This window comes from Mangrovibacterium sp. (assembly GCF_041596335.1).
In the GTDB taxonomy this organism is placed as follows: domain Bacteria; phylum Bacteroidota; class Bacteroidia; order Bacteroidales; family Prolixibacteraceae; genus Mangrovibacterium.
The window spans coordinates 105,375-124,576 of record NZ_JBFHIT010000006.1 but is presented as its reverse complement, the minus strand read 5'-3'; the positions used below and the strand labels follow the sequence as shown (position 1 = coordinate 124,576).

At 43.7% G+C, this 19,202-nt stretch carries 16 protein-coding genes, 2 tRNA genes and 1 riboswitch; of the genes, 10 read left to right on the top strand and 8 right to left on the bottom strand.

Features of this window, described 5'->3' with window-relative positions; genetic code table 11:
- Window positions 1–33: 33 nt before the first annotated feature.
- Entirely contained in the window at window positions 34–474 is a 441-nt protein-coding gene (locus tag ABZD21_RS04175) for a hypothetical protein (protein WP_372773109.1), read from the top strand.
- A gap of 156 nt (window positions 475–630) precedes the next feature.
- Entirely contained in the window at window positions 631–900 is a 270-nt protein-coding gene (locus ABZD21_RS04170) for a hypothetical protein (protein ID WP_372773107.1), read from the top strand.
- Between the two features lie 17 nt (window positions 901–917).
- On the opposite strand, the gene ABZD21_RS04165 is transcribed toward ABZD21_RS04170, so the two are convergent.
- Window positions 918–1,568 carry an HAD family hydrolase gene (locus ABZD21_RS04165; RefSeq protein WP_372773105.1) on the bottom strand — a complete coding sequence of 217 codons (651 nt, stop codon included), beginning with the start codon at window positions 1,566–1,568 and terminating at the stop codon, window positions 918–920.
- Window positions 1,569–1,841: 273 nt separating this feature from the next.
- Here ABZD21_RS04165 and ABZD21_RS04160 point away from each other — a divergent pair, with 273 nt between their 5' ends.
- Complete coding sequence (locus ABZD21_RS04160) at window positions 1,842–4,133, top strand: NADP-dependent malic enzyme (RefSeq protein WP_372773103.1); 2,292 nt, start codon at window positions 1,842–1,844, stop codon at window positions 4,131–4,133.
- Window positions 4,134–4,275: 142 nt separating this feature from the next.
- Here ABZD21_RS04160 and ABZD21_RS04155 read toward each other — a convergent pair.
- From ABZD21_RS04155 to ABZD21_RS04145, 3 genes are all read right to left on the bottom strand, one after another.
- A tRNA-Val gene (locus ABZD21_RS04155) sits at window positions 4,276–4,350 on the bottom strand.
- 104 nt (window positions 4,351–4,454) lie between these two features.
- Window positions 4,455–4,529, bottom strand: a tRNA-Val gene (locus ABZD21_RS04150).
- Window positions 4,530–4,615: 86 nt separating this feature from the next.
- Window positions 4,616–5,917: a folylpolyglutamate synthase/dihydrofolate synthase family protein gene (locus tag ABZD21_RS04145; protein ID WP_372773102.1), complete on the bottom strand. Its 1,302-nt coding sequence runs from the start codon at window positions 5,915–5,917 to the stop codon at window positions 4,616–4,618.
- A gap of 129 nt (window positions 5,918–6,046) precedes the next feature.
- Here ABZD21_RS04145 and ABZD21_RS04140 point away from each other — a divergent pair, with 129 nt between their 5' ends.
- Window positions 6,047–7,378, top strand: coding sequence for a PhoH family protein (locus tag ABZD21_RS04140; protein ID WP_372773100.1), 1,332 nt, complete (start codon window positions 6,047–6,049; stop codon window positions 7,376–7,378).
- 79 nt (window positions 7,379–7,457) lie between these two features.
- On the opposite strand, the gene ABZD21_RS04135 is transcribed toward ABZD21_RS04140, so the two are convergent.
- On the bottom strand, window positions 7,458–8,771 hold the full coding sequence (locus tag ABZD21_RS04135; RefSeq protein WP_372773099.1) for a hypothetical protein: 1,314 nt from the start codon (window positions 8,769–8,771) through the stop codon (window positions 7,458–7,460).
- A 378-nt stretch (window positions 8,772–9,149) separates the two neighbouring features.
- Between ABZD21_RS04135 and ABZD21_RS04130 the strand changes: the two genes are divergently transcribed.
- The 4 genes from ABZD21_RS04130 to ABZD21_RS04115 all read left to right on the top strand — a co-directional run bounded on the left by ABZD21_RS04130 (window position 9,150) and on the right by ABZD21_RS04115 (window position 12,684).
- Window positions 9,150–9,941 (top strand): inositol monophosphatase family protein, encoded by a 792-nt coding sequence (locus ABZD21_RS04130; RefSeq protein ID WP_372773098.1) that lies wholly within the window; start codon window positions 9,150–9,152, stop codon window positions 9,939–9,941.
- Between the two features lie 62 nt (window positions 9,942–10,003).
- Window positions 10,004–10,474 (top strand): hypothetical protein, encoded by a 471-nt coding sequence (locus ABZD21_RS04125; protein ID WP_372773097.1) that lies wholly within the window; start codon window positions 10,004–10,006, stop codon window positions 10,472–10,474.
- Between the two features lie 14 nt (window positions 10,475–10,488).
- Entirely contained in the window at window positions 10,489–11,517 is a 1,029-nt protein-coding gene (locus ABZD21_RS04120) for a glycosyltransferase family 2 protein (protein ID WP_372773095.1), read from the top strand.
- A gap of 192 nt (window positions 11,518–11,709) precedes the next feature.
- On the top strand, window positions 11,710–12,684 hold the full coding sequence (locus tag ABZD21_RS04115) for a zinc transporter ZntB (protein WP_372773093.1): 975 nt from the start codon (window positions 11,710–11,712) through the stop codon (window positions 12,682–12,684).
- An 80-nt stretch (window positions 12,685–12,764) separates the two neighbouring features.
- Here the strand turns inward: ABZD21_RS04115 and ABZD21_RS04110 are convergent, their stop codons facing one another.
- The gene (locus tag ABZD21_RS04110; protein WP_372773092.1) at window positions 12,765–13,202 is read right to left on the bottom strand and encodes an Hsp20/alpha crystallin family protein; all 438 of its coding nucleotides are present in this window, start codon (window positions 13,200–13,202) and stop codon (window positions 12,765–12,767) included.
- Window positions 13,203–13,454: 252 nt separating this feature from the next.
- Window positions 13,455–13,543, top strand: a riboswitch (TPP riboswitch).
- 52 nt (window positions 13,544–13,595) lie between these two features.
- Between ABZD21_RS04110 and ABZD21_RS04105 the strand changes: the two genes are divergently transcribed.
- Window positions 13,596–16,064, top strand: a complete 2,469-nt coding sequence (locus ABZD21_RS04105; protein ID WP_372773090.1) for a TonB-dependent receptor — start codon at window positions 13,596–13,598, stop codon at window positions 16,062–16,064.
- Between the two features lie 159 nt (window positions 16,065–16,223).
- Here the strand turns inward: ABZD21_RS04105 and ABZD21_RS04100 are convergent, their stop codons facing one another.
- Window positions 16,224–16,766, bottom strand: a complete 543-nt coding sequence (locus tag ABZD21_RS04100; protein ID WP_372773088.1) for a carbonic anhydrase — start codon at window positions 16,764–16,766, stop codon at window positions 16,224–16,226.
- 118 nt (window positions 16,767–16,884) lie between these two features.
- Here ABZD21_RS04100 and ABZD21_RS04095 point away from each other — a divergent pair, with 118 nt between their 5' ends.
- The gene (locus ABZD21_RS04095; RefSeq protein WP_372773086.1) at window positions 16,885–17,235 is read left to right on the top strand and encodes a translation initiation factor; all 351 of its coding nucleotides are present in this window, start codon (window positions 16,885–16,887) and stop codon (window positions 17,233–17,235) included.
- A gap of 74 nt (window positions 17,236–17,309) precedes the next feature.
- Here the strand turns inward: ABZD21_RS04095 and ABZD21_RS04090 are convergent, their stop codons facing one another.
- Window positions 17,310–19,181 (bottom strand): long-chain fatty acid--CoA ligase, encoded by a 1,872-nt coding sequence (locus ABZD21_RS04090; protein WP_372773085.1) that lies wholly within the window; start codon window positions 19,179–19,181, stop codon window positions 17,310–17,312.
- Between the last annotated feature and the right edge of the window lie 21 nt (window positions 19,182–19,202).

Below are 19,202 nucleotides of genomic sequence, written 5' to 3'. Positions count from 1 at the left end.
TGCGTTGTTAATATCGAAATTAATTATTCAATCATGTATACTGGACTTTTACACCTTCACGACGTCTTACGCTGGATTATTTTATTGACAGCATTAGTTACTTTGCTAAAGTATTTTATCGGTTGGTTTGGACAAAAACCATGGGAAAAATCGGATAATATATTGGGAGGGATTTTTATCGGCTTAATGGATCTGCAATTTTTAACCGGATTCATTCTCTACGCCTTTGTCAGTCCAATAACGAAAGCTGCCTTTCAGGATTTTGGAGCTGCAATGAAAAACTCCGATCTTCGGTTCTACGCAGTCGAACATTTGACCATGATGGTAATTGCTCTGGTCTTGGCCCATATTGGCCGAATAAAAAGCAAAAAAATAAGTGAAAGCAAATCCAAATTTGCTACAGCGTTACTTTTCTATGGTATTGCTTACATTATTATTCTGGCTGCAATTCCGTGGCAGCGTATTATCGGATAAATAAACTAAAGCTTTCATCTGAGTTCGGGTGAAAGCTTTCGTGTTTTTTACGCCTACCATTACTTAAATCGTTAAAGAAGAAGATCGACAATTAGGGTAGTTAAACACCCGTTGAATAGTCGCAAAACAAACAGCTACTACTAAAACAGAATGAATATGAAGATTGCTTTGGTTGCCCTGATCGTTTTTTTAATCAATCTTCCTTTTGGCGCTCTTCGCGGCCGCGAAAAGATATATTCCCTAAAATGGTTCCTGTATATTCATTTGCCAGTTCCGATGGTTATTTTACTCCGGATTTGTAGCGACATTGGTTTTGCTCTTTATACCTACCCGATTCTGCTTACCGCATTCTTTTTTGGGCAAGTGGTCGGCCGCAAATACCTACCACTAAAATCGAAAGCTGAAAAAAATACAAAAGATAGTTAAGTCCAACCGTTTATCAGTCAGAAAAAACGCAGGATTTCATCCGGTGAGTCAACTAACTTTTTTGCTCCGCTTCGAATTAGGTTATCCCTGTCCCGAAATCCCCAAGTAACACCAATGGCATACATACCGGCATTATTTGCTGTAACCATATCGGTGCCACTATCTCCAACATAGACACATTCTTCGGGCATGATTGCCATTTTTCGGGCGAGCTCCAACGCAACCTTCGGATTTGGCTTCTTTAGCGCTTCAGTGGTCATTCCCTGCACCGAAACAAAATTGATCGGCAAAACCGAATCAACCAGCTTCCTCGTCAGCTCGTCTGCCTTATTCGAGAAAACCGACATCGGGATCTTCCGCTCAACCAGGCAATTGAGCATATTCAGAATTCCGGGATATGGCTTCGTTTTCTCCTTATAATTTTCACTGTATACATTCATCATTTCACGAAAACACAAATCGACAACTGATTCCGAATGCTCAGATTCCGGTATTGCCTTTCCCATCAACGAACGAAGCCCCGAGCCAACAAATGACCGAACAGCTACTTTTTCGTGAATTGGAAAACCAAGCCTCTCCATTACCGTATTTACAGCATCGGTTATATCATCCAACGTATCCAGTAACGTTCCGTCCAAATCGAAAATTACAGCTTTAAAACCCATCATTGTTCCTTTTTAAACTTTCACTAAAAATTAGCTTGTACCGCAAAAATAAACATTCTCGTTGGTTACAACTACCCCACTTTTATCCCACATTATTTATTTATAATAACTACCCCAGCCGACCAAAATTAGCTTATCGTTAATCTTTTTGATCTTCAACAAACCAATCTCCCACATAAACCTACATATCAAACACATAGCCACCTATCCCAAAAACACACAACAAACTACATGTCGTGGAAAACACTAATTTTAGAAATCTTAAAATCAGAACCAATGTCAAAACAATTGAAAGAAGATGCCCTGCGTTACCACGCGAGTGGAAGGCCTGGGAAGATTGAAGTCATTCCTACAAAACCCTATAGTACACAACAAGATCTGTCGTTAGCATACAGTCCGGGAGTTGCGGTCCCTTGCCTCGAAATTGAAAAAAATCCGGAGGATGCCTACAACTATACCGCTAAAGGAAACCTGGTTGGTGTTATCTCTAACGGGACGGCTGTGCTTGGATTAGGTAATATTGGTGCATTGGCCGGTAAACCGGTTATGGAAGGCAAAGGCTTGCTTTTCAAAACCTTTGCCGACATTGATGTATTCGATATTGAACTCGACACCATGGATGTAGAGAAATTTATAGAGACAGTAAAAATAATTGCACCGACTTTTGGAGGAATTAATCTGGAGGATATAAAAGCTCCGGAATGTTTCGAAATTGAAGAACGGCTGAAAGCAGAACTTGACATTCCGGTAATGCACGACGACCAACATGGCACTGCCATTATTTCATCGGCTGCCTTTCTGAGTGCACTGGAGATTACCGGAAAAAAAATAGATGAGGTAAACGTTGTTGTAAACGGAGCCGGCGCGTCAGCGGTTGCTTGTTCAAAACTTTACATTTCACTCGGAGTAAAACGCGAAAATCTGGTCATGTGCGACTCCAAAGGAGTAATTCATTCGACGCGAAAAAACCTTTCGGGAATGAAAGCACTTTTTGCAACCAGCCGCGATGTTCACACGTTGGAAGAAGCACTTCGCGGAGCGGACATGTTCCTTGGCCTTTCTGTTGCCGACATCCTGAACGAAGATATGATTCGCTCGATGAACGACAATCCGATTGTATTTGCACTGGCAAACCCCGACCCTGAAATTGCCTACGAAAACGCAATGGCCTCTCGTCCCGACATTATCTTTGGCACCGGGCGCAGCGATTACCCAAATCAAGTAAATAACGTTCTCGGGTTTCCTTATATTTTTCGTGGCGCATTGGATGTCCGTGCCAAAGCCATTAATGAAGAAATGAAAATTGCAGCCGTAAAAGCATTGGCTGCGCTTGCCAAAGAACCGGTTCCCGAAATTGTATCAACAGCCTACAACCAGAATACAATTAGTTTCGGACGTGAGTATCTGATCCCAAAACCGCTTGATCCACGATTGATCTCACGAATTTCGACAGCAGTGGCAAAAGCCGCGATCGACTCAGGTGTCGCCCGCAAGGTCATCAACGACTGGGACGACTATAGCGACGAGCTGGACCGGCGACTAGGGCACGACAATACGCTAATCCGGACTATTCGCGAACGTATCCAAAACTCGGGCAAACGGCTGGTTCTGGCTGAAGGCAGCCGTCTGAACGTACTTCAAGCGGCTCAGGCCATCATTCAGGAAGGTATCGCGACCCCAATATTACTGGGCAACCGATCACGAATTCTGGAACTGGCAAAAGAAAATAAACTAGATATTGATGGCGCTACTATTCTTGAATTTTACGGAACTGAAGGAGCCGAGCAACGCGAAAAATATGCGCAAGCATTATTCGAAAAACGCCAGCGCAAGGGAGTAACACTACAGGAAGCACGGCGAATGATGTATGCGAATGAGTACTTCGGAATCATGATGGTAGAAATGGGCGATGCAGACGCGTTTGTTTCAGGCTATGCAACCAAGTACTCGGATACCGTTCGACCGATCAAACAAATTATCGGAACCAATAATCGGGGAAAACATATCGCGGGTATGTACATGGTCATGACCAAACGCGGGCCTGTTTTCCTGGCCGACACCACCATTATTGATCCCAATCCCGATGCTGAAGCACTCAGAGCAATAACGAAACTGGTAAACCGTACGATCAGCAGGTTTAATATTGAGCCAGTCATCGCCCTTGTTTCTCACTCTACTTTCGGCTCAGTTGCCGAAGGAGATCCCGAGATACCGCGCAAAGCTGTTGAATTGTTGCACGATGAACACCCCGAGATAATTGTCGACGGTGAAATTCAGGCTCACTTTGCCTTAAACACAAAACTTCGGATGGAGAAGTACCCTTTTGCCAGGTGGGGTGAACGCAATGTAAACACGCTTGTTTTCCCCGATCACGGGTCAGCAAACATCTCACACAAGCTATTGCACGAACTCTCCGGCTACGAAATAATCGGCCCCATCCTGCTCGGCATCGACAAACCCGTTCACGTTATTCCGATGGAAAGTACGGTCCGTGAAATTGTCAATATGTCGACCATTGCTGTACTGGACGCCATTTTTACGAACGAAAAAGAAGCCGGAATTCTATAGAATCGTTGAATAGACGACCGAAACGAAGCCATTTAAAAGTCGACAGCCTGAGCAGAAATTCATTTCTTCAGGCTGTCGGCTTTTATAGCCAGCTGAAAAGCAAAAAAAAGAGGAACACTTTTGCAAGTATTCCTCTTTGAAGTGGGCGGTGAGGGAGTCGAACCCCCGACCCTCTGGGTGTAAACCAGATGCTCTGAACCAACTGAGCTAACCGCCCGAAATATGTTGAACGTCTCTCATTTTAAGCTTGAGAAAGCTTTCAGTCATCCAATTTTAATTTGGATAAAAAAACGGAACACTGACTGAAGTATTCCGCCGTAGTGGGCGGTGAGGGAGTCGAACCCCCGACCCTCTGGGTGTAAACCAGATGCTCTGAACCAACTGAGCTAACCGCCCGATTTCTGTAGAACGTGTGTCCTTTCTGGAAAGGCGTTGCAAATATAAATGCTTTTTTCTTCTTCCAAAAAGAAAATGAAAATATTTTAAGAAAAATAATCAGCGACTACAAACGTACTACCGCCAACAAACACAAAATCATTGGGATTAGCTAATTTCAACGCTTCTGCTACGGCCATCTTCACATCGGCAATAACCTGCCCGTTTAGTCCTTTTTGCTTTGCTTTCCGACATAATTCACCTGCATCCAGCGCCCGCGGAATGGAAGCTTGGGTAAAAATGTAATGCGCTTCTTTAGGTAGAAGCTCCAAAACACCATCCAAACTCTTATCGTTGACCATACCGATCACCACATACAATTCTCTCCAGGCTGTTTGCTTAATTTGCTCAACAACCTGACGAATGCCTGCCTCATTGTGCCCCGTATCGCATACCACCATTGGGTTGGCTCCAACAATCTCCCATCGCCCTCTCAAACCGGTATTTTCCCGAACCTTGCTCATCCCACCATAGATCGCTTGCAAACTAATGTTCCATCCTTTTTCAACCAACAAATCAATCACCTTCAAAACACCGGCTACGTTCTTGCGCTGGTAGCTACCGAGTAAATCGCTTTGCAAATTCTGGTAAATAAGCTTTCCGTTTTTACTAAAATTGAAGGTTTGCCTTCCATTTGCAAGCAAAAAACCATAAGCCGCTTCATATTCCTGATCGGCAAAAGAGATTGCTGCTCCAACTGATTTTGCTTTTTCAACAAAAACAGAATCATATTCCGAACTACTTTCCGAGACTACCACCGGAATATCCGGTTTAATTACCCCTGCCTTTTCCGCCGCAATCTGCTGAATAGTCCCGCCAAGCAAAGCCGTATGGTCCAGGCTAATATTGGTGATCAATGCTAACTCGGGAGTAATAATATTGGTTGAATCGAGGCGACCGCCAAGACCAACCTCAACAACTGCCACATCAACCTTCGTGAGCTGAAAATACCAAAAAGCCATGGCAACGGTGATCTCGAAAAAGGAAGGTTCGAGGCCCAATGTTCTGTTTTTCGCTTCAAAATCGCTGACAAAGGCGACCACCGCTTCTTCCGAAATCATGTTTCCATCAACCCGAATACGCTCGCGAAAGTCAACCAAATGCGGAGAAGTATACAGTCCAACTTTATATCCGGCCTCCTGCAAAACGGAAGCCAGCATATGCGATGTAGAACCTTTGCCGTTTGTTCCGGCCACATGAATTGTTTTAAAACTCCGATGCGGATGTCCCCATACTTCATCTAAAACCAAGGTATTTCCCAAGGTGTTTTTATAGGCGGCAGCACCAGACCGCTGAAACATTGGCAGCTGGCTGTACAAATAATCTAAAATTTCCTGATAGCTTTTCATTTCTCAATCAATCACTTAAACCCACTTACCAACAAGTGTCGATAACTGCATGGCATCTTTTGGCTTTTATCTCTCCCTGAATCGTTGATTTTTCCTACATTGTAAACACAGACACTAAAATATAAGCTTATGGCAGGCCACAAACAAACCAAGATTTTCGTGTTGGATACCAATGTGATCTTACACGACCACAATTGCATTTACCAGTTCAAAGATAACGATATCGTCGTTCCATTGACGGTTTTGGAAGAATTGGATAAATTTAAGAAGGGAAATGATCCAATCAATTTTCAGGCACGTGAGTTTGTGCGTGTGCTGGATGACATTGTCGGAGAGAAGCTATTTAATGGCGGAATTCAGCTAAGTCCTGAGTTGGGTAAACTGATCATCGCAACAGGCAAGCCCTTCTCCGACACGATGATACAGTCGTTCAAAGAAGATATTCCGGATCACCGTATCCTGGCTGTCGCCGAGTTTTACACCAAAGAAAATCCGAAACGACCCACCATTCTGGTAAGCAAGGATATTAATCTGCGTATGAAAGCCAAATCACTGGGCATTCATTCTGAAGATTATGAAAATGATAAAATTAAAGATCCTCAGGTTTTTGAGAAATCAGTTACCGAAGTAGACAGCTTTAAAGACGATCTCATCGACACGCTTTACAACGATGGCTTTTTCTCTTTTGCTGATGCCGGCCTCAAAGATGCTCCAATCCCAAATGAATACTACATTTTAAAAGGAAACAAATCGAGTGTTTTAGCCCGATACGAAGCAGCGACACAACGCATGGTTCGAGTCGAAAAAAAAGTCGCATATGGTATTAAACCCCGTAATGCGGAACAAACGTTCAGCCTGAATTCGTTATTGAATCCGGATATCAAACTACTTTCGCTGACCGGAAAGGCCGGAACAGGGAAAACCCTCTTGGCTCTGGCTGCCGCGCTGGAACAAAACAAAATGTACGAGCAAATATTGCTGGCTCGCCCGATTGTGGCACTCAGCAACCGCGACTTGGGTTACCTTCCCGGCGATGCGACCGAGAAAATTAGCCCTTATATGCAACCGTTATTCGACAATCTTACGGTCATTAAACACGCTTTCAATCCAAGAAGTCAGGAGTATCAGAAAATTGATGAGTTATTGAAAGAAGAACGACTTATCATTACTCCATTGGCCTACATTCGTGGCCGCAGTTTATCGAATGCCTTTTTTATAGTTGACGAAGCTCAAAACCTGACTCCGCACGAGATTAAGACAATCATCACCCGTGCAGGTGAAGGAACGAAAATGGTTTTTACCGGCGACCTTCAACAGATCGACTCACCCTATCTGGATATGAAATCGAACGGGTTAGCCTACATGACAGACCGAATGCGAAAGCAAGATCTTTTCTCTCACGTGAATTTGGTGAAAGGCGAACGAAGCTATTTAGCAGAACTTGCCAGCGATTTATTGTAAAAAAGAATTCAACGATAATAATAATAAAAGCCCGAGGTCATTTCACATCCTCGGGCTTTACTATTTAACATCAATTCGCTTACCTTCTTTTACTTCTTTCTGATTTCTTCGTACTCACCGTGCCAGACTTCGTGGTGCTAGAGCTTTCCGCTTTTCTGGATATTGAAGATTGTTTGGCAACCGATCGGCCCGACGAATTGGCGCTTCGGCTTACACTGTTGCTTTTCGCACTTCGGCTTGAGCTTGATTCTACTTTGGGTTGCTGAGTCGACCTGTAGGTGGAATTATTCGTACTCGAGGATCGGCTGCTCCTGACCTCAAATTGCTGTTTCGAACCGGAACCAGTTGCGGATTTAGAAGTACTACCTGGTTGATAAACAGAACGGCTTGTATTAGCACTGGCGGGGGAACGCCCAACCGATTTTGTTCCGCTTTTTACTTGCGATTGGCCACTACTCCGGTTGTAGTTCACATCAGACCCCTTCCGTTGGCTACTATTGGGCTGGGTAGTTGAAATACGAGCACTTTTGGTCTCTGATGTTCCCCGATAAGCATCCGAACGGGACGAAACACTCCTTGAGGAACCTGAACGGGATCCACTATTATAAGTTGCCTGACCGGTTGGCCTCCGATCTCCCCGCGATTCCGATACCGAACGACTTCGACTTAGCTCATATTTATTGGAATAACCGGTATTCCGCGACGAAAATGATTTGCTCGGATGTCGTTGCGCATAGTCATTGCGATACACCTTACGATGTAGCTCAACAGCCAGCGTGTTTCGGCGCACCGTACTATAATGATAGGTATTCACATGATAATCAATATGAACATGCAAATTCCGATGGTAATTGAAAGTCGGCAAACAACGATAATGTTTATATCGCGACGGATAATATCCCCAATAATAGGGTGAATGCCAAACAACATAGTTCGGGCGAAAGAACCAAGAGAATATCAAAGGCACCCGCACATAGGTCGGTTCAATAATGTAGTTTGGCCCGTACAAATACGGATCACCGACAACCTGCACGTAGTAATTTCCACCCTTAATCTGCCCGGCATCGATGGTTGCAACATCCTGATAAATATCCTGATCCAACACAGCCTGTATGGTTACCAAATGAATGCCATACTCATACACCTCAACCACCCGAAGATAATCAACCCATCCGTCTTGATTCAAGTCCAGATTTGAGATCTGCATTTGTGGATCATTCAGTCGATATTCAAAGTCCTGCAAGTCGCGGGATTCGCCAAAAAGGTACGAAACAGCTTCCAGGTCCAGGTTATCACTAATATCATATCCTACGGCTCTAACGCTATAGTTTTGTGCTGAAACACTCAGTGTTGCAACAATCACGAATAATATTCCTATTAATTTTGCTTTCATTGGTCTAAGTTTTAAATGAATAAATCATTCCCCAAAAAATTGACATGAATGAGTTCTATCTTTGGCCTTGACTTTTTTCAGCTCGAAGCTTCTTAAGAAATAGCCTTTTCGTTTCGAAGAACTCTACTAAATCAATTTCAAAATAGATTATCCAAAATTCATACCCTTTTTTAAACGCCTCAAAACAAAACCAAGCTATAACTCTGTATACGTGACAATTAGCCCTGCTAAAAAAATATTACATTCGCCTCCCGGCAAATCATACGAAAGGCCGGAGCGAAGCTATTGATTCATTCAAAAATCCTTCAGAATTAAATAACAGTAGAAATTTGCTGGTTAAACGGGATTAAGCGACTTTCGGTAAAAAATTTAGTCTCAATGGATTTACAGCATATTTGCCGGGAGATCGGCACTCTGGCCAAGCAAGCCGGACAATTTATACGTGAGGAACGTTCGAAAATTACACCTGAAGATATTGAATTGAAAGGCAAGGCCAGTTTGGTGACCTATGTCGACAAGGAGGCCGAAAAAATAATTGTAGCTCGCCTTCGTGACCTGCTTCCGGAAGCAGGTTTTATTACCGAAGAAGGAACAGCCAGCGAAAATGGAGAACAATACAAATGGATCATCGACCCATTGGACGGAACAACAAACTTCATTCACGGTATCTTCCCACATTCAGTATCCATCGCATTAACAAAAGACAGCGTGCCTATTGTCGGAGTGGTATATGAAATAGGGCAAAACGAACTTTTCTCGGCCTGGGAAAATGGCGGTGCCTATCTTAACGACCAACCTATTTCGGTGTCGAAGGCTTCAACACACGAAGATGTACTACTTGCGACAGGCTTTCCGTACTACAATTTCGAAAAGTTGAGTTCGTATCTGCAAGTGTTGGAATTTTTCATGATTGAAACCCGAGGCATGCGCCGTATGGGATCGGCAGCAGTTGATCTTGCTTATGTGGCTTGCGGCCGTTTCGATGGTTTCTTCGAGCACGCCCTCCACGCCTGGGATGTCGCTGCCGGAGTTCTGCTGGTAAAGGAAGCCGGAGGCAAGGTCACCGACTTCAAAGGGGGCAATAATTACCTGTTTGGAAAAGAGTTGGTTTCGGCGAACAGCAACTATTTCCCGGCCTTTTTCGCCAAAGTAAACGAACATCTCGGATAGTTTTTCAGCAGAGTACTTGGGCGTCGGTTGCCAATCAGCTAAATTGCATAAAAAAGCACATCATGGCTGAAAAGGAAATTGCACTGCTCAACGAACAAATTGAGAAACTGAAGCAACAGAGCTTCGATCTGGAAGCGTGGAAAAACCAAACCCTACTCTTCCTGAACCGAATTTTCGGGGGGTCTCACCCCATCGTAAAAATGGTATTAGATCTGAAATACGACTATTCGAGCTGGCACCTTCGCGAAGCTACTGGCAACGAAAAATCGGGTGACCCGGTAAAAATGCAAGCTCACGAAATTCTGGATGCAGCCATTTTGGAATTGCAAACATTGGGATTGCCGGGTCAAACCAGGTCTGGAGACATTGCCCGTGAACTCCTTCAACAGGAAATGACCGGCAAACAATGGAAAGAATTGAACGACACTCTAGCCAATCAGTCTGAAAATCAGACCATCGAAATCCGCGAAAAGCTGAGCCAACTTTCAAAAGAACAACTGGTGGAGATTTTAGCAGGAATTTTGAATTCCTAACTATCTTTGCCCGCATGAAACACGCCTCTATCGCGATTGTTATTTTAAACTGGAACGGAGAAAAACTTCTCCCTCAATTCTTACCATCGGTTGTGGCTCATAGCCACCTTGAAGGAACGAAAATTATAGTAGCCGACAACGGATCTACAGACGGTTCAATGGCGCTGATTGAAGAACAGTTTCCGCAAGTTATCCGCTTGCAACTACCCAAAAATTACGGTTTTGCTGAAGGCTACAACCAAGCATTAAAACAAATCGATGCCGAATACTACATCTTGCTCAATTCGGATGTCGAGGTTACGGCAGGATGGCTCGAACCAATGATTTCGATCATGGAAAACGATGCGACAGTTGCTGCCGTACAGCCCAAAATTTTAAGCTGGCACAACAAACACGACTATGAGTATGGCGGAGCGGCAGGTGGTTTTATCGACAAACTCGGCTACCCGTTTTGCCGAGGCCGAATTTTGAATGTCATTGAAAAAGATGAAGCTCAATACAACGATGAGGTGAATATTTTTTGGGCCAGCGGAGCCTGCATGGCCATCCGTGCCGATTTATACCACAAAGCCGGAGGTTTCGACAGCGACTTCTGGGCCCATATGGAAGAAATTGATCTGTGCTGGAGGCTAAAAAACATGGATTTCCAGATTCGCTACACCCCCCTCTGCCAGGTTTATCATCTTGGCGGCGGAAGTTTGCCCTATAATAATCCGAGAAAACTATTTCTCAACTTTCGAAACAACCTGTTTTTGTTGTACAAAAACTGCCCTCCCAATCGATTGCTGAAAGTAATTTTTGTGCGAATGCTCCTGGACGGAGTTGCTGCTTTTAAACTGTTGAGTGAGGGAAATGTCAACGGCTTCACCAGTGTAATTAAAGCACATTGGGCTTTTTATGCCAACCGAAATCGTTTAAAAACGAAACGTCGAAAGCTAAAATTAATCGCTCCCCCAAGGTGGCACGATGAAATTATTTGCAAAAGTGTCATCTGGAAATTCTATTTCCAAAATAAACGAACGTTTACCGAAGTCAACAGTTAAGCAGCCATCGCTCCACAGTACCTGTTCGCGGTTCGGGTTTTGTATTTCACAGCCCGATTCGTATCTTGAATACGTTTTTCAATCCACGAAACAGCCCTAAAAGCCCTAATTTTAGAAATTTGTTAGTTGTGATTTCAGGTTGAAAAAAGTAGATCAGAAAAGTACCCGATTTTATTTTGAAAAATTGCGACCATGAAACATGCTGTTATCAACGCTTTCTATGTCAATTCGGCCAACAAGACAACAGAGAAAATAAAAATTGACACCATCCCAACAACCAAGAACGAGACAGACTACATCTGGGTTCAACTGGATTTTAGCGTACCGGAAACCCGCAAACTTGTTGAGTCGTTGCATGAAAACGAGGTTATCACCTCCGCGCTTATCAAAGAAGACTCAAGACCACGCGTGGCCATTTATGCCGATGAATTGCTGCTTGTTGTTCGCGGAATTAACCTCATTAAAGGCGAAAAGCCTGAAGATATGATCTCAGTACGCATGCTTGCTACCAAAAATATGATTATCACCTGCCAAAAGAAAACCCTCAACTCAATCAAATCACTTGTCGACGACATGGAGAATAATAATCCTCCAAAAAACACTGGTGATTTCATTGTTCGATTAAATGAACGGGTGGTTTTCAACATGAGTGAAGTCATGGAAGATATTGAGGAATCGGCGATTTCGATGGAAGAAATGGTGATGGAAGAAGATGGGAATGATGACGAAAGCAAAACAGAACTATACAACCTGCGTCGACAGATTATTCAACTTAAGCGGTTTCTGATACCGCAACGAGACGCGCTAAACAAAATGCAGATTGAGAAGACTAGCTGGATGACCAACAAACAGCAATTACGAATGCGTGAGGTGAATGACTACCTGATGCGCTACCTTGAGATGCTTGACGCTGCCCGTGAACTAGCCTCCGTTAGCCAAGAAACACTCATCAACCGGTCGAATGAGCAAATCAACAGCCGCATGTACCTACTGTCGATTATCACGGCATTATTCCTTCCGCTCAGTTTTTTCACAGGTTTGCTTGGTGTCAATTTAGCCGGAATACCACATGCTGAAAGTCCGAACGCTTTTCTTGCTTTCGGGTTAATTTTATTGATTATTGTCGCGTTTCAATTTTGGTTTTTCAGAAAAAACAAGTGGTTATAAAAAAGCCCCACCTTTCGGCGGGGCCAACTTACTAAAACTAAACCCAATTCTTAATGTCATTTACAGCTGATCATTCAGCCTTAGTGAATTTCAATCATTCGTGTTGTTTGCGATTTATATTCCTCCCGTTTTGGCAATTGAATGGTCAAAACGCCATTGTTGTGGTTCGCGGTAATTTTATTCACATCAACGCCATCCGGCAACTGGAACGAACGACTGAATTTTGAGTAATTAAACTCGCAGAACACAACTTTACTGCCTTCTTTTTCCTCCTTTTTTTCTTCTTTCTTTTCCGAAGAAACGGTCAGCAAATTGTCTTTCACATCAATATGGAAGTCTTTTTTGTCGAGGCCGGGAGCAGCCAATTCAATTGAGTAATGATCTTTTTTTTCATACACATTGACGCTCGGATTGCTATTCCAGCCAGATTTTTCGAAAAAGTCATTCCATACATCCTTTCCAAAGAACTCATCAAATAAGCTTGGAACATTTCTGTTTGATCTAACAAATGGTAACATAACTTTGTCCTCCTAACTACTGGTTAAACATCGTTTCTTTTCGTTTTCACTTCACACCTATCAAAGCCCGAACCAAAGTCAATTCAGCCCCAAATTAAAAGAAACCGCGCTGAAAAGATTGCCATTTTGTCGGAATTCGAGTCATTTTTTCGCCACCCAATCACCTGATACTGAAATATTTTCAGCCAACTCCCGGACATATACCCAGGCACTTTGTGTTTCAATCTAAATTTTCGATTACCTTTACCCCCGATTTACGCAATGGGGTGCCTTTCAGGCTGAGATCATACCCACAGAACCTGATCCGGATAATGCCGGCGTAGGGAGGGAAAAAAAAGAAGGATTTATATTCCTACCTCATTGGTTATTTATTAACCAAACTTTCAAGAAAAGATGAAAAGAATGTTTTTCGTGTTGTTCATGCTAGGTATGACAACGTTTAGTTTTGCACAGTTCTCCATCACGGGAACAGTGAGAAATGACAACAACGAAGTTCTTCCCGGGGCGAATGTTGTTTTAGCCGGTACATACACCGGTACAGTGGCCGATTCGAATGGACAGTTTCAGTTGAAAAACTTACGGTCGGGGAATTACGAAATTCTGGTGTCGTTTATTGGCTACGAAAAAACCAACCGAGTGGTAAAACTTGACCAGTCGAAAGAAGTGGTTATCACGCTCCAAAACACGGGAATCATGACTGAAGAAGTGCTGGTTTCAGCGACTAGAGCCGGCGACAAAACACCGGTTGCCAAAACTTCGGTCGATCGTGCGACGATTGAAAACCGCAACATGGGACAAGACATCCCCTATCTGCTGACGATGACACCATCGTATGTGGCCTCGTCGGATGCCGGAGCAGGAGTTGGTTACACGAACTTTCGAATTCGTGGAACCGATCTGAACCGAATTAACGTAACGGTGAATGGAATTCCGATGAACGATGCCGAGTCGCATGGAACCTGGTTTGTTGACATTCCGGATTTGGCCGGTTCAATCGACAACATTCAGGTGCAACGTGGAGTAGGAACATCGACGAACGGTGCGGCTGCGTTTGGCGCGACCATCAACCTGCAAACTACCACGCTGAATAAAGAGCCCTATGCCGAGGTAAAAAGCTCCGCCGGATCTTATTCAACCATTAAAAACTCGGTAGCTGCCGGAACCGGACTGATGGGGAAATTCGCTTTCGATGCCCGCCTCTCGAAGGTAACTTCCGATGGTTTTATCGACCGTGCCAGTTCCGACCTGAAGTCCTTTTTTGTTTCAGGAGGTTACTATTCCGAAAACACGATCCTAAAAGTGAACGTGTTCTCCGGCTTCGAGGAAACTTACCAGGCCTGGTATGGCGTTCCGTCGGCAAAACTGAATAACGATCAGGATGAAATGCAACGCTACCTGGATCACTGGCTGTGGTCGGGATCGGCAGACGAGAACCAAAAACGATACGACGACCTGATTGCATCGGATGCGCGGACTTATAACTTTTACACCTACGACAATGAGGTAGATCATTACCAGCAGGATCATTACCAACTGCATTTTTCACATAAATTCAACGAATATCTGAATTTAAATGCCTCACTGCATTACACCTACGGCCGTGGTTATTACGAAAACTACAAGTACGATCAGGAATACGCCGACTACCAAATGAACGCGGCTGTTGGTGTGGCAGAAACAGATATGGTTGTTCGTAAATGGCTGGACAATGATTTCTACGGAGCAACTTACTCGCTGAATTACGACAACGGGCTGAATACTTTCACGTTTGGAGGTGGCTACAATGAATATGATGGCCGCCACTTTGGAGAGGTGCTTTGGGCTCAATACATGGGCGACAATGCAAAAGATTTTGAGTGGTACAGAAGCAAAGGGGTGAAAAAAGATTTCAACCTGTTTGGCAAATACAATCTTCAAATGACTGAATCGCTAAACGTTTATGCCGACCTGCAGTATCGCCACATCGACTACAACATAAACGGAATTGACGATGACTTGCGGGATTTAACGCAAAGCCATAAATTCGACTTCTTCAACCCTAAATTTGGCCTGTACTACAAGCCAAACGCACAAAACGAAGCCTATTTAAGCTATGCACAGGCTCATCGCGAACCGAACAGGAGCAACTTTGTAGATGCCGATCCGAACGGGAAACAACCCGTAGCCGAAACACTGAACGATTTTGAGGCAGGCTACACCTTCCGTAACCGCAACTATTCGTTGGGCGCAAATCTCTACTACATGGTTTACAAAGATCAGTTAATTCAGACCGGAGAAATTAACGATGTAGGAAGCGCTATTATGGTGAATGTTGACGACAGCTATCGAGCCGGTATTGAATTGATGGCCGGACTGAAAATTACGCCTGTGCTGAAATGGGACGTGAACGCGACCTTCAGTGAGAACAAGATTAAAGACTTTACCGAATATGTTGATAATTGGGACTATTGGTACGACATGGAAAACGAGGTCTACCAGTATGTTGATGATAAAGGCAAAACCGACCTGGCCTTTTCGCCCAGCACAATTGTAAACAGCCAGTTGAGCTTTCAACCTACAAAAAGTTTGTCAATCAGTCTGCTTTCAAACTACGTGAGCGACCAATACATCGACAATTCATCGGACGAAGATCGCAAGCTGGATGCCTGGTTTGTGAACAACTTAAAAATGGATTACACCATTAAAGGAAATCTATTTAAAGAAATTAAATTGCACTTGATGGTGAACAACCTGTTCGATACCGAGTACGAAAGCAATGCCTGGGTTTACTCGTATTATACCGGGGGTAGCCGTTACAAAATGGATGGCTATTATCCACAGGCAGAAATTCATTTCATTGCCGGAATCGATTTCAAATTTTAATAAACTAAAAAATCCCCGGGAGAGTTCCCCGGGGATTTTTTAGATCTGTTCATCGTTCATTTTCGTTTCGAGTTGGCTCACGACAGGACGGAAGTTGGCTGGAACAATTTAATTAGCCTCTCCGAAAGAGAGTCAACGTTGAGGATCGACCGCAACGAACTAATCGGCAACAATCTGCGAAAGCTTTCCGGTTTCCTCATTAAAAAACAAGGGAGCAACTTTTACTTTGGGGTATCGTTTGCGCAAGCGGTCGACTTCGCAAAGCAGAAACTCAATGGCATCGCCAACCTCAAAAAAAGGAGACAGATTTTCGAAGTGCGATTTTGCATTCTCTTCCTTCCATCCGGCGTTTCGTACCATTCCTGAAATAAAATCGGCTTTTCGGTCTTCGAGCTTAACCATACCGCAATGGTTGTGACCAATGAGTGCAATGCACCTGACGCCACCAACGCCAATGGAGTATGACACCTGAAACTCATGGAAAAACAAGTTTGCACCTCCTGAACGCATCACGAAGGCAAAATTCTCGGGAATCCACAAATTTTTGCGGTTGTCCACACACATACCGATCAGTATTTTTGCCTGATCGTAATTACAAAATGTTTTATTTAGATTATGATATTCAAGCAGTAAGCTGATCGCCGTATTTCGATATTCGGGAAGAATATCCTGCACTGAATTTACCTCAACGAGTTTTGCCATCTTATTATCCTTGGTCCCCCTTTCAAACCCGTAAGCTAGCTCAAAAGTTCACCGCAATTCCATATTTTGCGACCCCGCAATTGGCTTTTTATGCTATTTTTGAAAAAAAAACTTCGATATGACACAAGACTGGAAAGACAAATTAGGAATGGCTTTTTCAATCAATCCCGACACACAGAGCGAACAGAACGAAGATAAGCAGGAAAAAACGCCCAGTATTCCAGCAGGCAAACAAACCCTATACGTTGAGTTGGACAAGAAAGGGCGTAAGGGAAAGTCGGCCACCTTGGTCACCGGTTTTGAAGGCACTGACGACGAACTGAAAGAACTTGCCCGAAAGTTGAAGACCCAATGTGGTGTTGGTGGATCGACCCGCGACGGTGAGATTCTAATTCAGGGGAATTTTCGGGACAAAATAATGGACATTTTAAAGAACGAAGGTTTTAAAGTAAAACGGATTGGCGGTTAATTTTCGACTGATGCCGCAACGGTATAAAACTGAGAAAGTCATCCGTTAAGATGACTTTCTTTATTCCCATTCATTTAATTCTGTTTAAATCGCTGCGACAATTTATTCAAGTCGAACCGTAAATTAACGAGCGATAGTTTCAATCCACCGTTCCCATTTCCGTTTTTCGAAACCGAATAAATATCATCGACAATGTGCTGATATTTTTTCATCACATAATTTCGCTTAAGCTTTAAAGTTGGCGAAAGCTCTCCATTTTGTGCCGACCACTCTTCGCAAACCAAGCGGAAGCGCTTTATTTCTTCGTGCTCACCGGTTGTTCGATTTATTTGCGCGACTTCTTTCCGAAATTGCAGGATAACTTCATCCCGTTGAATCAATTCCTGATTGTCGCGAAAGTGGATTTTATGTTGTGAACACCAATCATGCAGATAATCGAAATTAGGCGAAATCAATGCACTGGCAAATTTCTCATTTTCACCAATCACCATAGCCTGTTCAATAAAAAAGGATTCTTTCAGCTTATTTTCGATCATTTGCGGCGCGATGTATTTTCCACCCGACATTTTAAACATTTCCTTTTTTCGATCGGTAATTTTCAGATATTTGCCGTCTTCCAGGCAACCAATATCGCCGGTGTGAAACCAGCCTTCCTCATCAATCACTTCTGCGGTCAGGTCGGGCGCATTGTAGTAGCCCTTCATCACCGACGGGCCTTTACACAAAATTTCTCCATCATCGGCAATCTTAACCGTCACTCCATCCAGTATTGGGCCAACGGTACCAACTTTCATTTCTTTTGTCCGCGGATTATTTACAGCAATAACCGGAGAGGTTTCAGTAAGTCCGTAACCTTCGAGCGCATACATTCCGGCCATGCCCAACACCCTAACAATTCGTGACTGCAGAGCTGCTCCACCCGACACAATGTAGGTAATGTTATTCCCCAGTGCTTCGCGCCATTTGGAGTAAACCAACCTGTCGGCCAACTTAATTTGAAGCGAAATAAAGAGGTTATATTTTTTGTTGTATTCGAAGTGACGCGTCAAGCGTAATGCCCAAAAGTAAATCGCCTTTTTAACACCACTCAAATCGTTTCCTTTCGACACAAATCCGTCATAAACACGTTCCAACAGGCGGGGAACTGAATTAAACATATGTGGTTGCACTTCACGAATTGCATTTACAATTTGCCCAAGGTTACCAACATAGTAAACCCCCATTCCTTTGTATTGAAAATGGTAATTTACACTGCGCTCATACACATGGCACAAAGGCAGAAAACTAATCACATGGTGGTTTATTCCCAAAGTGTGCATTTCGGCATGAGCCTTAAAGTTTGAAACCAGGTTTTTGTGCGTAAGCATCACTCCTTTCGGAACTCCGGTTGTGCCCGAGGTGTAGATCAATGTCACAATATCGTCCGGCTGTATACTCGCTTTGCGGGCGTTGAGCGTTGGAAGCAATTCCGATTTGGATGCTTCTCCAAGTTTCATGATTTCTGCAAAATGTGGACAGACACAGAGCTCTTCGAATGCATAGATGGATTTCAGCCCGGCAATTTCGTCAGCAATCGGCTTTAGCTTCTCATACAACTTCTTATCGCCAACAATCAAGCACTGTACATCGGCATGCTCAAGGATGTATCGATATTCGTCGTCACCAATCGTTGGATAGATCGCCACATGTATCATGCCGGCCATTGCCAGTCCCATGTCAACAAAATTCCACTCGGGCCGGTTTGCAGTAACCGTAGCCACTTTATCGCCTTGTTTTAAATTCAGTGCGAGCATTCCAAGCGCAAAATTCTCGGAGTTAGCGGCATATTCTTCGGTGGAATAAGTGTACCATTCCTTGCCGTTTTTCCCACCTAAAGCATCTTTTCGTGGAAACTCGTTGAGACAACGATCCAGAATATCAAACGTACGCGTAACCTTAACAGTCATTCTTTCATTCTTAGTTAAACC